General features: G+C 56.5%; 17 protein-coding genes. 6 read left to right on the top strand and 11 right to left on the bottom strand.

Annotated elements, in window-relative coordinates; all coding sequences use genetic code 11:
- The first annotated feature begins 159 nt into the window (after window positions 1–159).
- The 4 genes from radC (at window position 160) to mutM (ending at window position 2,360) form a co-directional block, all read left to right on the top strand.
- A complete protein-coding gene (gene radC, locus AC6I8D_RS19590; RefSeq protein WP_312055946.1) occupies window positions 160–816 on the top strand; it encodes a RadC family protein in 657 nt (218 codons plus the stop codon).
- A gap of 240 nt (window positions 817–1,056) precedes the next feature.
- Window positions 1,057–1,293 carry a 50S ribosomal protein L28 gene (gene rpmB / locus AC6I8D_RS19585; protein WP_006121249.1) on the top strand — a complete coding sequence of 79 codons (237 nt, stop codon included), beginning with the start codon at window positions 1,057–1,059 and terminating at the stop codon, window positions 1,291–1,293.
- A gap of 20 nt (window positions 1,294–1,313) precedes the next feature.
- Complete coding sequence (gene rpmG / locus AC6I8D_RS19580; protein ID WP_001051798.1) at window positions 1,314–1,481, top strand: 50S ribosomal protein L33; 168 nt, start codon at window positions 1,314–1,316, stop codon at window positions 1,479–1,481.
- A 69-nt stretch (window positions 1,482–1,550) separates the two neighbouring features.
- Window positions 1,551–2,360 carry a bifunctional DNA-formamidopyrimidine glycosylase/DNA-(apurinic or apyrimidinic site) lyase gene (gene mutM, locus AC6I8D_RS19575; RefSeq protein WP_312055947.1) on the top strand — a complete coding sequence of 270 codons (810 nt, stop codon included), beginning with the start codon at window positions 1,551–1,553 and terminating at the stop codon, window positions 2,358–2,360.
- Here the strand turns inward: mutM and coaD are convergent.
- The 11 genes from coaD to rfaD form a co-directional block, all read right to left on the bottom strand.
- Window positions 2,357–2,836, bottom strand: a complete 480-nt coding sequence (gene coaD, locus AC6I8D_RS19570; protein ID WP_312055948.1) for a pantetheine-phosphate adenylyltransferase — start codon at window positions 2,834–2,836, stop codon at window positions 2,357–2,359. The two genes, mutM and coaD, sit on opposite strands and share 4 nt — an antisense overlap.
- Window positions 2,833–3,609, bottom strand: coding sequence for a glycosyltransferase family 2 protein (locus AC6I8D_RS19565; RefSeq protein WP_497820621.1), 777 nt, complete (start codon window positions 3,607–3,609; stop codon window positions 2,833–2,835). The genes coaD and AC6I8D_RS19565 overlap by 4 nt, the downstream gene beginning before the upstream one ends.
- On the bottom strand, window positions 3,609–4,883 hold the full coding sequence (gene waaA, locus AC6I8D_RS19560) for a lipid IV(A) 3-deoxy-D-manno-octulosonic acid transferase (protein ID WP_031375144.1): 1,275 nt from the start codon (window positions 4,881–4,883) through the stop codon (window positions 3,609–3,611). The genes AC6I8D_RS19565 and waaA overlap by 1 nt, the downstream gene beginning before the upstream one ends.
- Window positions 4,884–4,975: 92 nt before the next feature.
- Window positions 4,976–6,109, bottom strand: a complete 1,134-nt coding sequence (locus tag AC6I8D_RS19555) for a glycosyltransferase family 4 protein (protein WP_312760479.1) — start codon at window positions 6,107–6,109, stop codon at window positions 4,976–4,978.
- The gene (rfaQ, locus tag AC6I8D_RS19550; protein WP_497820620.1) at window positions 6,102–7,178 is read right to left on the bottom strand and encodes a putative lipopolysaccharide heptosyltransferase III; all 1,077 of its coding nucleotides are present in this window, start codon (window positions 7,176–7,178) and stop codon (window positions 6,102–6,104) included. The genes AC6I8D_RS19555 and rfaQ overlap by 8 nt, the downstream gene beginning before the upstream one ends.
- Window positions 7,179–7,251: 73 nt before the next feature.
- A complete protein-coding gene (locus AC6I8D_RS19545; protein ID WP_409519834.1) occupies window positions 7,252–8,301 on the bottom strand; it encodes a glycosyltransferase in 1,050 nt (349 codons plus the stop codon).
- A gap of 221 nt (window positions 8,302–8,522) precedes the next feature.
- Window positions 8,523–9,515, bottom strand: coding sequence for a glycosyltransferase family 8 protein (locus tag AC6I8D_RS19540; RefSeq protein ID WP_497820619.1), 993 nt, complete (start codon window positions 9,513–9,515; stop codon window positions 8,523–8,525).
- Between the two features lie 9 nt (window positions 9,516–9,524).
- Window positions 9,525–10,601: a glycosyltransferase family 9 protein gene (locus tag AC6I8D_RS19535; protein WP_497820618.1), complete on the bottom strand. Its 1,077-nt coding sequence runs from the start codon at window positions 10,599–10,601 to the stop codon at window positions 9,525–9,527.
- Complete coding sequence (gene rfaC / locus AC6I8D_RS19530) at window positions 10,598–11,575, bottom strand: lipopolysaccharide heptosyltransferase RfaC (protein WP_312055954.1); 978 nt, start codon at window positions 11,573–11,575, stop codon at window positions 10,598–10,600. The genes AC6I8D_RS19535 and rfaC overlap by 4 nt, the downstream gene beginning before the upstream one ends.
- A complete protein-coding gene (gene rfaF / locus AC6I8D_RS19525; protein WP_312055955.1) occupies window positions 11,563–12,621 on the bottom strand; it encodes an ADP-heptose--LPS heptosyltransferase RfaF in 1,059 nt (352 codons plus the stop codon). The genes rfaC and rfaF overlap by 13 nt, the downstream gene beginning before the upstream one ends.
- A gap of 17 nt (window positions 12,622–12,638) precedes the next feature.
- On the bottom strand, window positions 12,639–13,571 hold the full coding sequence (rfaD, locus tag AC6I8D_RS19520) for an ADP-glyceromanno-heptose 6-epimerase (protein WP_069729264.1): 933 nt from the start codon (window positions 13,569–13,571) through the stop codon (window positions 12,639–12,641).
- Between the two features lie 230 nt (window positions 13,572–13,801).
- On the opposite strand from rfaD, the gene AC6I8D_RS19515 reads away from it, so the two are divergent.
- Window positions 13,802–14,998 carry a glycine C-acetyltransferase gene (locus AC6I8D_RS19515; RefSeq protein WP_497820617.1) on the top strand — a complete coding sequence of 399 codons (1,197 nt, stop codon included), beginning with the start codon at window positions 13,802–13,804 and terminating at the stop codon, window positions 14,996–14,998.
- 10 nt (window positions 14,999–15,008) lie between these two features.
- Window positions 15,009–16,037: an L-threonine 3-dehydrogenase gene (gene tdh, locus AC6I8D_RS19510; RefSeq protein ID WP_069729266.1), complete on the top strand. Its 1,029-nt coding sequence runs from the start codon at window positions 15,009–15,011 to the stop codon at window positions 16,035–16,037.
- Window positions 16,038–16,056 lie beyond the last annotated feature (19 nt).

Raw genomic sequence — 16,056 nt, 5'->3', positions numbered from 1 at the left:
TCTGCCGCCTGCCGCGGCGAATGCACGGACTTTATCACAAAAGCCGTGACGCGCCTTTTCACTGCCTGCGTTTGCGAGCCATCTCGTAAAATGTCACGCTGCTGATGGTGGCGTTGCGCCAGATGGGTCACCCTGACGTTCGCCACAGGGAGAATGCAGATGAAAAGTATGGCACCACGGGAGAAACTACAGCAGCAGGGCGCACAGGCGCTGAGTGACGTCGAGCTGCTGGCCCTGTTTCTGCGCACCGGCACGCCGGGGCAAAACGTGATGGCGCTGGCGCAGCAGATTGTGCAGGAGTTTGGCTCGCTCTATCACATTATGACCGCCAGCAAAGCCGCATTCAGCGGCATTAAGGGTGTTGGTGATGCCAAACTGGCACAGCTGCACGCGATTGCGGAACTGGCGAAGCGCTTTTTTGCCAGCCAGCTGGCGCGCGAAAGTGCGATGGAAAATCCCCAGGTTACGCGCCATTACCTGCAAAGTCTGTTAGCCCAACAGGAACGTGAGATCTTTATGGTGCTGTTTCTTGATAATCAGCATCGGGTGCTGGCGGCGCAAAAGATGTTTTCGGGGTCCATCAACAGCGTAGAGGTCCACCCACGTGAGATCGTACGGGAGGCGCTGAAGGTCAATGCAGCCGCACTGATTCTGGCGCATAACCACCCTTCCGGTATGGCGGAACCGAGCCGGGCTGACCGCGATGTGACGCGAAAAGTCAGCGAAGCCTGCCAGTTACTCGACATCCGTTTGCTCGATCATCTGGTGATAGGCCATGGCGAATATGTCTCGTTTGCTGAGCGAGGCTGGCTTTAACACAGCAAAAATTCGCGCCAGGTGGCGGCTTTTTACCCGATCATTCGGGATCTTTATCTGTTCGGGACTTGAGCACTTGGGCTGAGCGGCGTATACTACGCCACCTTTGAGAATCTCGGGTTTGGCGGTTAGGCCAGCTTAGCGGGTTCCATGGAACTCGCCTGGCGGGCTGCAAGCCTGACGAGGCGGCCAAAACCTAATTTTTAAAGCTCGAGCTGATTTGATTTTTGGAGAATAGACATGTCACGAGTCTGCCAGGTAACTGGAAAGCGTCCGGTGACCGGTAACAACCGTTCCCACGCAATGAACGCGACGAAACGCCGTTTCCTTCCGAACCTGCACTCACACCGTTTTTGGGTTGAGAGCGAGAAGCGCTTCGTTACTCTGCGTGTATCTGTAAAAGGTATGCGTATTATCGATAAAAAGGGCATTGATACGGTGTTAGCCGACATGCGTGCCCGTGGTGAGAAGTACTAAGAGTACTAAGGAACTGAATCATGGCTAAAGGTATTCGTGAGAAGATCAAGCTGGTTTCCTCTGCTGGTACAGGTCACTTCTATACCACCACGAAGAACAAACGTACTAAACCAGAGAAGCTGGAACTGAAAAAGTTCGATCCGGTTGTACGTCAGCATGTGATCTACAAAGAAGCTAAAATTAAGTAATTTTAGTGTTCTGCTAAAAACCCGGCTCCGGCCGGGTTTTTTGTTTGTGCAATCTGCTGAGGAGAGGTTATGCCAGAGTTGCCAGAGGTTGAAACCAGCCGCCGCGGTATCGAACCGCATTTGGTCGGTGAAACCATCCTTCACGCCGTGGTGCGTAATTCGCGTCTGCGCTGGCCGGTTTCGCAGGAGATCCTGTCGCTGAGCGATCAGCCGGTGCTTAGCGTGCAGCGTCGGGCAAAATATCTGCTGCTGGAGCTGCCGCATGGCTGGATCATCATCCATCTCGGGATGTCCGGCAGTTTACGCGTGCTGCCAGAAGAGTTGCCGGCCGCCACCCATGACCATGTTGATCTGGTGATGAGCAATGGCAAAGTGCTGCGCTACACCGATCCGCGTCGCTTTGGTGCCTGGCTCTGGAGCAACGATCTGGCTGGCAGCAGCGTGCTGGCGCATCTGGGACCGGAGCCGCTCAGCGACCATTTTGATGGTGCTTACCTGTTCGAAAAGTCGCGCGGCAAACGGACGCTGATCAAGCAGTGGTTGATGGATAATAAAGTGGTGGTCGGCGTCGGCAATATTTACGCCAGTGAGTCGCTGTTTACCGCCGGGATCCTGCCCGATCGACCTGCCGGCAGCCTGTCGCAGTCAGAGGCCGGATTGCTGGTCAATACCATCAAAGCGGTGTTACTGCGCTCCATCGAGCAGGGCGGGACCACGCTGCGTGACTTCTTACAGAGTGATGGTAAGCCGGGGTATTTTGCGCAGCAGCTGCAGGTTTATGGTCGGGCCGGGGAACCGTGCCGGGCATGTGGTACGCCGATTGTCAGCGGCAGACACGGGCAGCGCAGCACATACTGGTGCCCGAATTGTCAGCACTAAGCTAATTTAGCCAGCAACGCCTGATAGACTGGCGCGGGCAGGAAGGCAGTGACATCGCCACCGTGACGCGCCACCTCTTTGACCAGCGAAGAGGAAACAAATGAGAAGCCTTCCGACGGCATCAGGAACACGCTCTCCAGCGTCGGCAGCAGATGACGATTCATGTGCGCCAGCTGCATCTCATATTCAAAGTCCGATACCGCACGCAGTCCACGAACCAGCACGTTAGCCTGCTGAGCACGGGCGAAATTTGCCATTAAGTCACTGAATCCGACCACCTCAACGTTAGGCAGATGCGCCACTACCTGGCTCGCCAGCGCCACGCGCTCGTCCAGACTGAACATCGGCTTCTTGCTGGGACTGGCGGCAATCGCCAGCACTACCCGATCAAACATCTGCCCGGCCCGCGTCACAATATCGAGATGTCCCAGCGTAATGGGATCGAAGGTGCCGGGATAAATGGCTTTAGTACTCATACTCGCCCTTTTGCCGATGCGTGATTCAGCGCCCACAGCGCCGAATATTTGTTAAAGGTATATTGTGCGTTAACCACCGCCAGGATCCAGCCCTGTTTGCCATCCAGAAAGCCCGCGCGTAACAGCAGGGTTTTTACAAATGCACCCAGCGTATGGCTGAAGATAGAAAACAGGCCGCAGCGTTTACCGCGCTGATGACGTTCCGTCGCCCAGGCTTCGGCATACGCCAGTTGCTTGCGCTGAAAAGCAATCAAATCACGACAGGTCAGATGTTGCAGATCTCCCTTCAGTGCCACCACCGGCGCGTCTTCGGCGTTCAGCGATTCATGCACCAGGTTGTCATTGTAGTGCAACGTCGGGGGATAGAGCCGCATGACGCGGTCAGGATACCAGCCGCTGTGGCGCATAAAGCGGCCCAGAAACAGGTTGCTGCGGCCAAGGCTGTAAACCGTGCGGCTGGGGGGGGCGATCAATACCTGCTCAATGGCGGCGCGCAGCTCAGGCGTCACGCGCTCATCCGCATCGATCATCAAAATCATGTCGCCGCTGGCGTAACGCTGCGCGCGCTGGCGTTGGATGCCATAACCCTGCCAGTCATCGCTGCGAAACACCTGCGCGCCCGCCTGGGTGGCAATGTCCACGCTGTTATCCTCGCTACCGGAATCCAGCAGGATAATCTCATCGGCCCAGCTGACGGAGGCCAGACAGTCAGGCAGCAGTTCCGCTTCGTTTTTGGCGATCATCACCACTGAAAGACGTTGGCGTGTTGGCATCAGTGGGCCCGTGGCGGTAAATGGGGTTCGAGTAACTGCAGCAGACGTTGCAGCGCGCCCTGGTTCTGATGCAGCACGTCCACCGCGTGGCGTCCGTAATAACGACGATAGTCATCATCCTGCAACAGGTTGGTGACCTCTTTTTCCAGCGAAATCACGTCGGTGACGGTAATCAGGCCCTGGCCCTGTTGCAGTTTGCTGCAGATATCTTTGAAGTTCCAGGTGTGCGGCCCCATCAGAACCGGAATCGCATGTGCAGCAGGCTCCAGTGGGTTATGGCCGCCCCGTTCAACCAGGCTGCCACCGACAAAAGCCAGATCGGCAATACCGTACAGCAGCATCAGTTCACCCATCGAGTCACCAATTACCACCTGAGTCGAGCCAGAAGGAATCTCACCGCTGCTGCGCAGGATAAAGCTGAAGTTACGCTGCTGGGTCAGTTCGCGCGCATCGTTGAAACGTTCGGGATGACGGGGAACCAGAATCAGCAGTAAATCCGGGAAGGATTGCAGCAGTCGGCGATGCGCATCGAGCACGATCGCCTCTTCGCCTTCATGGGTGCTGGTGGCAATCCACACCGGACGCCGCGGCGCCCACTGACGGCGCAGCGTGACGGCTCTGGCCGCCAGCTCTGGCGTCACTGAGATATCAAATTTCAGGCTGCCGGTAATCGCCAGCTGCGAGCGCTTCAGGCCCAGCTCAAGGAACCGGTCGCCATCTTCACTATTCTGCGCCGCAATCAGCGTGATGCTCTGCAGCAGCTGGCGCATGAATTTGCCCAGCTTGCGGTAGCCTTTTGCCGAACGCGCCGAAAGACGGGCGTTGGCGATCACCAGCGGAATATTGCGCTGATGCAGAATGCGGATGATATTGGGCCACAGCTCGGTTTCCATGATGATCACCAGCCGTGGGTTGACCGTATCGAGGAAACGATTAATCGAGCCTGGCAGGTCATAAGGCAGATAAACGTGATGCACATCTTTGCCAAACGCCGATTGCGCCCGCTCTGAACCGGTTGGTGTCATGGTGGTGACGGTAATCGGCAGGGTAGGATAACGATGACGCAACGCACGCACCAGGGGGATCGCCGCCAGCGTTTCGCCGACCGACACCGAGTGCAGCACAATACCGTCTGGCTTAACTTTGCCGACACAATAGCCATAGCGCTCTGCCCAGCGTTTGCGATAGGCCGGCGCTTTACGACCGCGCAGCCACAGGCGCAGCCAAATCAGTGGCTGAATAAGATAGAGCAGTGCGGTGTAAATGGTCGTCATAGTTACCGTTACGACACGTTCGCGTCTAAAACCAGATTAAAATCAGATGGCGGCATGTTATCAGAAACCCTGCATCCACTCATCCCACATTGTCAGTTGCTTCGCAGCACCTGTTGATACAGCGAAGTCAGCGAGCTGGCCAGTCGCTGCGGCCCATAAGGTTCAATTCTGCGCCGTGCCGCTTCGCCCATGCGTGAGTCGACTGAAAGCGACGGTATCGCCTGAATCGCCTGATTCAGTCCATTGATATCCAGCGCATCACAGACGAAACCTTGCTGACCGGCAGTAATAAATTCCGCGCCGCCGCAGCCGGTGCTGGTAATTACCGGCAGGCCACAGGCCATCGCCTCCAGCACCACATTCGGGAAAGGATCGTAGAGCGTGGGCAGCAGTAAACCATCGGCCGCATGATAGAACGGCTGTACGTCCTGCTGTACGCCGACAAAGCGCAGCCGATCCAGACAGTTGAGCTGATTGGCCAGCTGCTGATAGCGCTGCAGCTGTTTATCCTGGCCGACCACAATCAGGTAGCGATCGCTGCCGGCCAGCGCTTCAATCGCCGCTTTCAGCCCTTTGCGCTCAAAACCGGAGCCAACATAGATCAGCACGGTCGCGCTGTCGGGCAGCGATAACTGCTGACGGGTCGCGTGGCGGGTGGCGTCGGTGGCGGGCTGAAAACGGCTGCCGTCGATGGCGTTATGGATGACGTGGATTTTTTCGGCACCGAGTGAGAAGCAGCGCAGGATGTCGCGTTTTACCATCTCAGAGTTACAAATAACCGCTTTCAGCGCCGGCGAATTAAACATCTCCGCTTCCGCCTGCAGGACATAGCGATGGTAAGGGCTGAGGCTGGCGCTCAGGCGCTGCCATGGCGAAACGATCCGCGCACGCTGTTCCAGCCAGACGCGGTGGACACCATCACCGGCACGAAAAATATCACAACCGGCGATGCGCTCATGGCTTTGCACAATGTCGAACTTTTCCCGTTCCCAGCAGGCGCGGGCCGCACGGGCAAATCCACGTTCGCGAGAGACCCGTCCGAGTTTGGGTGGATTACAGATGTGCAGGTGCCAGTCAGGATTCGGCGTGCCCTGCCAGCTGCGGGTGATGATGTTGAGATCCAGCTGTTCGCTGCCCAGCGCTTCCAGCGCCCGCGAGATAAAACGCTCGGCGCCGCCATCAGGGCGGTATTTCTGCCGGACAATCGCCAGCCGTAACTTACTCATTCAGATAACTCCTTGCCGCCGCGACCACATCCTTAACCGGGATGGCCGACAGGTAACGCTGGTCAGTTTTGGTATCAATCGAGTCCGGTGACGGCAGCGGACCATAATCGCCCGCCCAGATGACGTGATTATTGTCGCCCCACGGCCGCCAGTGCTGCAGCTTGGTCGGGCCAAACAGCGCAATACAGGGTGTGTTCAGCGCGGCCGCCATATGCATCGGGGCGGAGTCGACGCCAATAAACAGCCGGGCATGATCGATCAGCGCCGCCAGCTGCGGCAGAGTGAACTGGCCAGCCAGCGACACCACATACTGCGTGGTGCACAGCGCCTGAATGCGCTCGATCATCGCCAGTTCGTGTTTATCCGGCCCGGCGGTCAGCACCACCGGACGTTCTGGCTGCGCCAGCTGGTCGATGGTGGCGGCAACGCTCTCCTCTTCCCAGCATTTAAAGCCCCAGCGGGAGGTCGGCTGCACCACGATAAACGGCGAGGCGATCTGCTTCTCCGCCAGTCTGGCGAGCACGTGTTGACGATCGGCTTCACTGTAGTGCATCGAAACCCGCGCGCTCTCGCTGCTGATGCCGAGCGGAGCCAGCGCGGACATATTCTGCTCCACGGTATGCAGTTTGCTGTGATTGAGGGTCGGGACCAGCTGGTTATGACACAGCCGCCAGAGCAGGTTGTCACGCTTTTTAAACGCGAAGCCGATGCGTATCGGCGCGGCGGAGAGCAGGGTAATCAGGGCTGCACGCCATTGATCGGCCAGATTAATCACCACGTCGTAATGACATCCCCGTACCGCACGAATCAAGGCATATTCATGGCCCAGCTTGCGCCAGCCGCCTTGCTGCTTCCACTTACGATCAATCACGTGCAGATGGCGGATATCCGGATGCGCTTCCAGCATCGGACGCGTTTCCTGATAGAGCAACACGTCGATACTGGCCTGCGGATAACGCTGGCGAAGGGCGTTGATCGCCGGCGTCGTCAGTAGCATGTCGCCATGATGGCGCAGCTTGATAAGCAATATATTTTGCGGAGAGACGTTTGCTGGGATCGGACTGGCCATAAACAATTGTTCTCAAATTTTAGTGAACCGATTGTAGGGCAAACCCTTTTTAGGATAAAGCCAGCCTCAAGGGTTATTTGTAACGCCAGCGATAGAGACGACTCAGCCACAGCAGCAGCTGATACCACTGCTTAATCCCACGGGCATTGCGTAGCATTCGCCGATGCGTCTGGCTGGCAAACAGGTCGGCGATAATCGCCCGGCGTGCGTCACTATCCGGCTCCCGACGTACGCTATGACAGACGCTGAGCGCTTCATGCGTCACCTGATAATGGAACGATGGATAGATTTTTACCTTGCCGCGGTAGCGGCGATTCAGCGCTTCCAGCATACCGGCAATCTTCAGATAGTGACGCTGGTATTCGACATTACGCTGGCCGGTGCGCTTGCGATTGCTGATCGAGGCGTCATGCATGTAGTAGCGGTACAGCACCGCATCGGTATAACGCACGCGTTTCGCCAGCAACATGAATTCAGTGGTCCACGGAATGTCCTGATGGTGCAGCCCTGGCTCAAACAGCAACTGATGCTGTTCAATCAACGCACGACGATAAATGCCCAGCCACACCACATGCATGTAGCGGTGGGTTTTTAACGCGGTATTCAGCCAGTCGGGACCGCTCAGCACGCCGGTACTGCGCAGGCGGTCCAGCGGAATCAGCGGCTTAACCCGCTGGCTATGTTTGAAATACCATTCGGCATTGCACTGTGCCGCATCAAGATTGTCCTGTTCCGCCAGCGTCACCAGCGTCTGGTACATCTCCGGTTGCATGGTGTCATCGGCATCGGGAAAGGTGACATACTTCCCCTGCGCGACCGCCAGGCCAGCATTACGCGCGCGTGAGACGCCGCCGTTTTCCTGATGAATGACCCGAACGTGGGAGTGATGTTGGGCGTAATAGTCGGCGCGCTCACCGGAACCGTCGGTTGAGCCGTCATCGACAATGATGATCTCCAGCGACGTCAGCGTTTGCGCCAGCAGCGACTGCATGAATTCATCAAACATGCTGCCCGCGTTGTACATAGGCGTAATGATACTCAACAGGGGAAGAGCACTCATGACAACGTTTGCACCTGTGCAGAGTGAAACGCGAAAGGGGTTTGCCTCATCATCATAAACCAGGTCCAGGCCAGCAAAATAAAATAGGGTGACTGACGATTATAAAACTGACTTTCGCCCATGCTGAAGTAAATCACCGGAATTGTTAACAAAAACGCACGCAGAGTCCCTTTTCCCTGAAGCAAGATGGCTGCAACGTGGAATTGTAAAAGCCAGGCGCACCGCCCGTCACGCCACAGATACGTCAGGTGACACAACCGGTAGCAAAAAATCTTCGCGCCGCGCTAACCGAAAAACTTGTGCCGGACGTAGTTCATCATCCAGCTGAAACTTTCAGCGTACTGTTTCTGATGCCACTTGATCCGGGCGAAGCGCTTCATCTCTTTATAATGTTTGGGTAAATCAAGCGACTGTGAAGCCCAGGGTGAGCGCTGGTAATAGTCGTAATAGAGCAGTGAGAGGTCGCTGCCGCCCCACGCATGCCAGGGTTTGCATTTACCGGTGTAATGAATCATCACGGTATCGTCCGGTACCCGGAAGCGGTGCCACACCTTGTTCGCGATGATGTCGTAAATGTGGTTGTAACGTTCCGGCAGGATCAGCACCTCATCTTCCAGCACAATGTTCAATGCATCCTGATCGGGAAAGCCAAACTCCGCTCCGCGGGTGACCAGCACCTCGGTAATGCGGGCCGTGGTCTGACGCGCCATCCAGCGTGGAATATTGATCAGCATAAAGCCGGAGTTGAAGTAGTTGTTGCCCTTCAGGCCGAGCTTCGGACACTGATTCTGACGCGCCCGTGGCGTATCGTTACAGGCACACAGCGTGTAATCGGCAATATCCAGGCTGAATAACGGCGAATAGTCACCCACCACCAGCGTATCGGCGTCGATGTAGATCACCCGATCGCTGAAGCGCGCCACGGTTTCGGGGATCAGAAAACGATAATGGATGCTTTTTGGATAGCGTCCGACCGCCGGCAACTGATCGACCCAGGCACTGTTGAAAATGTGCAGCGTAATCGCCAGCCGATGACCAGTTGCCAGCGAACGTAATTTTTCGACATCCTGCTCGCTTAGCGAGTCTGAAAAGATATGGGCGTGGAAAGCGGTATCAGGATGATGGCTGAGTAGTGAAAATAACGTAATGCCCAGACCACGCGCATAGGCGTGGTTGATGCCAAAGGCAACGTGCACCGGATTTGCATCCGTATCAGAGAGCGTGTTGACCAGGAGCTTACTTTGCTGAACAGCATCAGCAACAGGGGTAATTGCCATTACGCTTCACTATTCCAGATTATGAGTAATAAACGCTTGTATTCTAGTCAGTTTATCGTGATTCAGCCCAAATAATTTTTCAGCGGGCTGATCAAAGCGAAAACGCGTGGCAAAAACGAATGTCGACGCAGCAACATTATCGGGCCCGACAAACAGCACATTGTTGACCGGACGCTGTTCCCTGACTTCACAAGGGCCATAAAGCATGATCACCGGTACCTGCTGCGCATCGGCAATATAGGCATTGCCGGAGTCAGATGAGATATAGAAATCCATCTGCGCGATGGCCCAGGGCACCTCTTCCAGTTTTAGCTCACCAATCAGGCTCACGATATTTTCTTTCGGGCCGGTTAAGCTCAGCAATTCATCCAGCCACGGCTGTTCAGCAGGCGGCCCGAATACATAAAAGGTACAGGGCAGGTCGGTCAGCGCTTCCATCAGCTGCTGCCAGACGCTGGCGGGAATGGTTTTTGCCCGGTTGCCAGCGGAGATACTGATACCGATTTTAATCCCTTCACGCGGAGCCAGCAGCGCAGCAGGCGGCGCGGGCGGCTGCCACAGCGGCGACGTGGCGTGCTTAGGGAAATCGGTATAACGGTATTCCCGGTTGATCAGTTTCAGGTAGCTGTCGAGGGTTAAATCGGTCTTGGCATGATCCACAATGCCGCTGGCGCTGCGATAGAACACCGCGTGGTAGGACTTACGCACATAGGTGCGCAAAAACTGTTTGTTCGGCGCGTTACACAGCGATGCAAAAAACAGGTTTACGCTGTTGGGCTGCACCAGATAAACATTGTCGTAGCGGTTCATCAGGGTGAACGCCAGTTTAAGCTTGGCAAAGAAGCTGCGCTTCGCCTCTTCAATCAGAAAATAGCGGCTGACGGTATCATCATGGCGCACCAGCGGTTCTACCGCCTTACTGATCAGCAATTCGGACTGACCCAGCGCGCGCAGCATCGGCGTGATATTAATGAAATCACCGATTTTTGCCGTCTGAATGATTAAATTGCGCCCGGTCGGCCGGTAAAACAGCCGCATCAGCGTGCGAAACGGCACCAGCAGCAGGTAGATCAACACATAGTTCATGGCCTGTTTTCCGTAATAACGGCCTGCAGTTTTTCTGCCACCGCGTCGGCAGTCAGCTCCGCCAGATTATGATTCGGGGCGCTCAGCGCCTGTTGATTCTGACCGTAACCACCGATCAGGCCCGGATCGGTCGGTCCATACAGCGTCAGGTTAGGGCGATCCAGCGCGGCGGTCAGGTGGCTTAATCCGGTATCGACTGATACTACCGCACGCGCGCCAGCCAGCTGCCGGGCAATCGCCTCCAGCGTCAGTTTCGGCAGCACATCGACGTGCTCAAATCCTTCGGCCAGGCGCTGCGCACGCTGGTGCTCATGTTCTGCGCCCCACGGTAACTTGATCCGCAATCCGCTCGGCTGCACCCGTTCAATCAGCTGCCGCCAGTGCGACTCTGGCCAGTGCTTGTTGTCACGCGTCGTGGCGTGCAGAAACACCAGATAGTGCTGTGCATCGGCAGGCAGGTGATGCAGGAAATGTCCGGCAATCGCATAGTCGCCCTGGCCGTGCGGTTTCTCATAGCCGAGACTTTTAGCAAACAGTTCGCGCGTCCGCTCGACGGCGTGCTGTTGCTTACTGACCTCATGCCGCACGTCATACCACCAGCTGGCAAACGGTTCACGCGCGCTGCGGCTATCCTGGCCATGCTTAACGCCTTTTGACAATCGCGTCACCAGCGCCGCGCTTTTGATCAGCCCCTGCGCATCAATCACGATATCGTACTGACGTGCCTGTAACGCGCGCTTAAACAGCACGCGCTCTTCACGCTGCTGGCTGCCAAACCAGTGTTTGCGCCAGCGGCGAATCGCTACCGGTAGCACCTTATCCACTGCGGGATGCCAGCCGGGGATCTGAGCAAAGTTCTCTTCCACCACCCAGTCGAAACGGATGCCAGGAATGGCGTGCATCGCATCGGTCAGCGCTGGTAACGAATGCAGCACGTCGCCCATTGATGAGGTTTTAACGATCAGGACGTGCATGGCACCTCCTGCGGCGCGTCGAGTAATTCGGTAAGAGTCTGATGCACGCGCTCGGGTTGTATGTCGATCAGGCTCTGATGATAGCCCTGCTCGGCGTCGCCTTTGCGCACTTTGTGATAGCCGCTAATCAGGCGAATAACCCGCGCCTGGCGAGCCAGCGGTGGCGTAAAGTCAGGGCTGCTTGGGCCATAGAGCGCGACCAGCGGACGGTCCAGCGCGGCGGCGATATGCATCAGGCCGGAGTCGTTGCTGACCACTGCCCGGCACTGTGCCAGCAGAATCACTGCCTGCTCCAGCTGAGTCTCACCGGCCAGATTACGGCAGTGGACGCGGGCCGCTTCCGGCAGTGCGGCGATAATTTCCTCACCGGTTGGCCGATCTTTTGCCGAGCCAAACAGCACAATCTGAAATCCTTCCGCGATCAGCTGCTGCGCCAGTGCAGCGTAGTGATAGTGCGGCCAGCGTTTTGCCGGACCAAATTCGGCGCCGGGACAAAAACCGATCACTGGACGCGTCGCCGACAGCTGAAACTGCGCGGCGGTCTGAATTTTTTCCTGCTCTTCGACCTGTAGCTTTGGCCACAGCAGCGGTTGCGGCAGCTGCTGTGCCGACGCCACAGGCGTGTCATAGGCCAGCGCGACGTAGCGTTCAACCATCAGCGGGAAAGCCGCTTTATCCAGCACCCGCAGATCGTTCAGCAAGCCATAACGCATTTCGCCGCGCCAGCCAACGCGACGTTTGATCCCGGCGAAGAACGGCACCAGTGCCGACTTAAACGAATTCGGCAACACATAGGCGCGGTCATAGTGGCTGGCGCGCAGCGTTTTGCCTAACCGGCGTCGCTCACCAATTTCCAGCGCACCATGGCCAAGCGGCATCGCCAGCGCCTGATTCACTTCCGGCATGCGTGACAGCAGTGGACGACACCAGGCCGGTGCCATCACATCAATCACCGCATCGGGATGCTCGGCCTTGAGCGTGCGATAGAGACTTTGCGACATCATCATATCGCCGACCCACGACGGGCCGATTACCAGAATTTTCATCGCCGGAGCAGCTTCCTTTATGCGTTACGGTTAAGCCAGGCCATATATTCAGCGACGCCCTGCGCCACGGTTTTGAACGGCTTGTCATAGCCTGCGGCACGCAGCCGGGTCAGATCGGCCTGGGTGTATGCCTGATAGCGTCCTTTGAGTTTTTCCGGGAACGGTATGTACTCAATCTGGCCTTTCTGATGGAATTTCAGGACCGCATCGGCCACTTCCTGGAAGGATTCTGCGCGGCCGGTACCACAGTTATAAATGCCGGAGACGCCGTTCTCCCAGCACCACAGGTTCACCGCAGCCACGTCATCTACATGGATGAAATCGCGTTTGAAACCGTCGCTGCCTTCAAACAGTTTTGGATTTTCATCGTTGCTGATTTGGGTATTGAGATGAAAAGCGACGCTCGCCATGCTGCCTTTGTGGCCTTCTCGCGGTCCGTAGACGTTAAAGTAGCGGAAACCGCACACCGGCGAGTTCGCTTCCGGCAGCATCTGACGGACGTAGTGATCGAACAGCATCTTCGAGTAACCATAGACGTTCAGCGGCTGCTCATACTGGCGCTCTTCGATGAAATTCTCGTTGCGGCCGCCATAGGTGGCTGCTGAAGAGGCATACAGGAACGGGATTTCGCGCTCAAGACAGAAGTGCAGCAGCTCTTTGGAGTACTGATAGTTGTTCTCCATCATGTACTTGCCATCCCACTCGGTGGTGGAAGAGCAGGCGCCCTGATGAAACACCGCTTCGATCGGGCCTAAATCATCGCCCGCGATCACGCTCATCAGGAACTCTTCTTTGTCCATGTAATCGACAATATCCAGGTCGACTAAGTTGGCAAACTTGGTGCCATCCTTCAGATTATCCACCACCAGAATGTCGGTGTGACCGCGATCGTTCAGCGCTTTGACGATGTTGCTGCCAATCATTCCTGCGCCTCCAGTTACGATAATCATGTTGTTACCTTCAACGTTGTGGGGTGAAACAGGAGGTTTCACACACGAATACTTCACATCATAACATTTCATCAGGGTGCAGACAGCCAGATGACTCTGTAACGATTGGTGCGGTATCCGCCATGGCGTGAACTATGCTGCAAAAATGACATTCTGTTGGGTGATTTATCGTGGTCAGGCTCGCTGTTCAGTAAGATGTGCCAAATTTTTGCCATCTGAGGAGAGCAATAATGCCCGCGCAATTTTATCAACAACTTCGTCAGCAACTCGATACTGCCCGTCAGGAAGGCCTGTTTAAACAGGAGCGAATTATCACCTCTGCTCAGCAAACGGAAATCGCCGTCGGCAGCGATCCGGCAGTCATCAACTTCTGCGCCAACAACTACCTGGGGCTGGCCAACCATCCCGCTCTGATCCAGGCGGCAAAAGAGGGGATGGACTCGCACGGATTTGGCATGGCATCAGTGCGCTTCATCTGCGGCACCCAGGACAGCCACAAACTGCTGGAAAAACGGCTGGCGGAATTTCTGGGAATGGAAGATGCGATCCTCTACTCCTCCTGTTTCGACGCCAATGGCGGATTGTTTGAGACCCTGTTTGATGCGCAGGACGCCATCATTTCTGACGCCCTGAATCATGCCTCAATCATTGACGGGGTCCGGCTGTGTAAAGCGCAGCGCTATCGCTACGCCAATAACGATATGGAACAGCTGCGGGCGCGTTTACAGGAGGCGCGTGCTAACGGTGCCCGTCACATTGTGATCGCGACCGATGGCGTGTTCTCAATGGATGGCGTGATTGCTAACCTGCCGGCGATCTGCGATCTGGCCGACGAGTTCTCGGCGCTGGTGATGGTGGATGATTCGCATGCGGTGGGTTTTGTGGGCAATGCCGGACGCGGAACCCATGAGTATTGCGAGGTGATGGGCCGTGTCGACATCATCACCGGCACGCTGGGTAAAGCGCTGGGCGGCGCATCGGGCGGCTACACCGCAGCGAAAGCGGAAGTGGTTGAGTGGCTGCGTCAGCGTTCACGGCCTTATCTGTTTTCCAACTCACTGGCGCCTGCAATTGTTGCCGCCTCTCTGCGGGTGCTTGATCTGTTGAGCGAAGGCGACGGCCTGCGTCAGCGGCTGTGGGATAACGCCCGCTTCTTCCGTGAGCAGATGGCCGCGGCTGGCTTTACTCTCGCCGGTGCCGATCACGCCATAATCCCGGTGATGCTTGGCGAAGCCAGCGTGGCGCAGGAATTTGCCCGTCTGCTGCAACAGGAAGGCATCTACGTCACCGGTTTCTTCTATCCGGTGGTGCCCAAAGGCCAGGCGCGCATTCGCACCCAGATTTCTGCTGCCCATACCCAGCAGCAGCTGGAACGCGCGGTCGCGGCCTTTACCCGAATCGGCAAACAACTGGGCGTCATCGCCTGAGGAATTAACCATGAAAGCACTCGCCAAACTGAAGAAAGAAGCGGGCATCTGGATGGTGACCGATGCGCCGGTTCCTGAGCCGGGCCATAACGACCTGCTGATAAAAATCCGTAAAACGGCCATCTGCGGGACCGACGTGCACATCTACAACTGGGATGACTGGTCGCGCAAAACCATCCCGGTGCCGATGATTGTTGGCCATGAATATGTGGGGGAAGTGGTGGCGGTCGGCCAGGAGGTCAAAGGTTTTTCTATTGGCGACCGGGTGTCAGGCGAAGGCCACATCACCTGCGGCCACTGCCGCAACTGCCGTGCCGGACGCACCCATCTGTGCCGCAATACCATCGGGGTGGGCGTTAACCGTCAGGGCTGTTTTGCCGAATATCTGGTGATCCCGGCATTCAATGCCTTCAAAATTCCTGACAACATTTCCGATGAGCTGGCGGCGATTTTTGACCCGTTCGGCAATGCGGTGCATACCGCGCTGTCGTTTGATCTGGTCGGTGAGGACGTGCTGATCTCCGGAGCCGGTCCTATCGGCATTATGGCGGCGGCGGTCTGTCGTCACGTTGGCGCGCGCAACGTGGTGATTACCGACATCAATGAATACCGGCTGGCGCTGGCGCAGAAAATGGGCGTTACCCGGGCGGTTAATGTGGCAAAAGAAGATCTGCGCGAGGTGATGCATTCGCTGGGGATGACCGAGGGATTTGATGTCGGGCTGGAAATGTCGGGCGCGCCGCCGGCCTTCCGCACGCTGCTTGAGGTGATGAACCACGGTGGACGGATCGCTCTGCTGGGTATCCCGCCGGGTGAAATGGCGATCGACTGGAACCTGGTCATTTTCAAAGGGCTGTTTATTAAGGGGATCTACGGTCGCGAGATGTTTGAAACCTGGTATAAAATGGCGGCGCTGATCCAGTCGGGACTCGACTTAACGCCGATTATTACCCATCGCTATGCGATTGATGATTTTCAGCAGGGCTTCGATGAGATGCGTTCCGGACGTTCCGGCAAAGTGATCCTCAACTGGGATTAAGCAGATGGCGGCCGTTATG

This window comes from Pantoea sp. X-Soil-MYKO-1785 (genome assembly GCF_059730675.1).
Note: the sequence above shows the minus strand (reverse complement) of the source record. Positions and strands in the feature narration are given on the sequence as shown.

What these genes read in the sequence shown, in the direction of transcription:
- waaA (WP_031375144.1), bottom strand. Translation starts at nt 4,883, where the DNA reads ATGACGACCATTTACACCGCACTGCTCTATCTTATTCAGCCACTGATT.
- AC6I8D_RS19555 (WP_312760479.1), bottom strand. Translation starts at nt 6,109, where the DNA reads ATGAGTAAGTTACGGCTGGCGATTGTCCGGCAGAAATACCGCCCTGAT.
- rfaC (WP_312055954.1), bottom strand. Translation starts at nt 11,575, where the DNA reads ATGCACGTCCTGATCGTTAAAACCTCATCAATGGGCGACGTGCTGCAT.
- AC6I8D_RS19535 (WP_497820618.1), bottom strand. Translation starts at nt 10,601, where the DNA reads ATGAACTATGTGTTGATCTACCTGCTGCTGGTGCCGTTTCGCACGCTG.
- AC6I8D_RS19565 (WP_497820621.1), bottom strand. Translation starts at nt 3,609, where the DNA reads ATGCCAACACGCCAACGTCTTTCAGTGGTGATGATCGCCAAAAACGAA.
- AC6I8D_RS19540 (WP_497820619.1), bottom strand. Translation starts at nt 9,515, where the DNA reads ATGGCAATTACCCCTGTTGCTGATGCTGTTCAGCAAAGTAAGCTCCTG.
- radC (WP_312055946.1), top strand. Translation starts at nt 160, where the DNA reads ATGAAAAGTATGGCACCACGGGAGAAACTACAGCAGCAGGGCGCACAG.
- rpmG (WP_001051798.1), top strand. Translation starts at nt 1,314, where the DNA reads ATGGCTAAAGGTATTCGTGAGAAGATCAAGCTGGTTTCCTCTGCTGGT.
- rfaQ (WP_497820620.1), bottom strand. Translation starts at nt 7,178, where the DNA reads ATGGCCAGTCCGATCCCAGCAAACGTCTCTCCGCAAAATATATTGCTT.
- mutM (WP_312055947.1), top strand. Translation starts at nt 1,551, where the DNA reads ATGCCAGAGTTGCCAGAGGTTGAAACCAGCCGCCGCGGTATCGAACCG.
- tdh (WP_069729266.1), top strand. Translation starts at nt 15,009, where the DNA reads ATGAAAGCACTCGCCAAACTGAAGAAAGAAGCGGGCATCTGGATGGTG.
- AC6I8D_RS19515 (WP_497820617.1), top strand. Translation starts at nt 13,802, where the DNA reads ATGCCCGCGCAATTTTATCAACAACTTCGTCAGCAACTCGATACTGCC.
- rfaF (WP_312055955.1), bottom strand. Translation starts at nt 12,621, where the DNA reads ATGAAAATTCTGGTAATCGGCCCGTCGTGGGTCGGCGATATGATGATG.
- rpmB (WP_006121249.1), top strand. Translation starts at nt 1,057, where the DNA reads ATGTCACGAGTCTGCCAGGTAACTGGAAAGCGTCCGGTGACCGGTAAC.
- coaD (WP_312055948.1), bottom strand. Translation starts at nt 2,836, where the DNA reads ATGAGTACTAAAGCCATTTATCCCGGCACCTTCGATCCCATTACGCTG.
- rfaD (WP_069729264.1), bottom strand. Translation starts at nt 13,571, where the DNA reads ATGATTATCGTAACTGGAGGCGCAGGAATGATTGGCAGCAACATCGTC.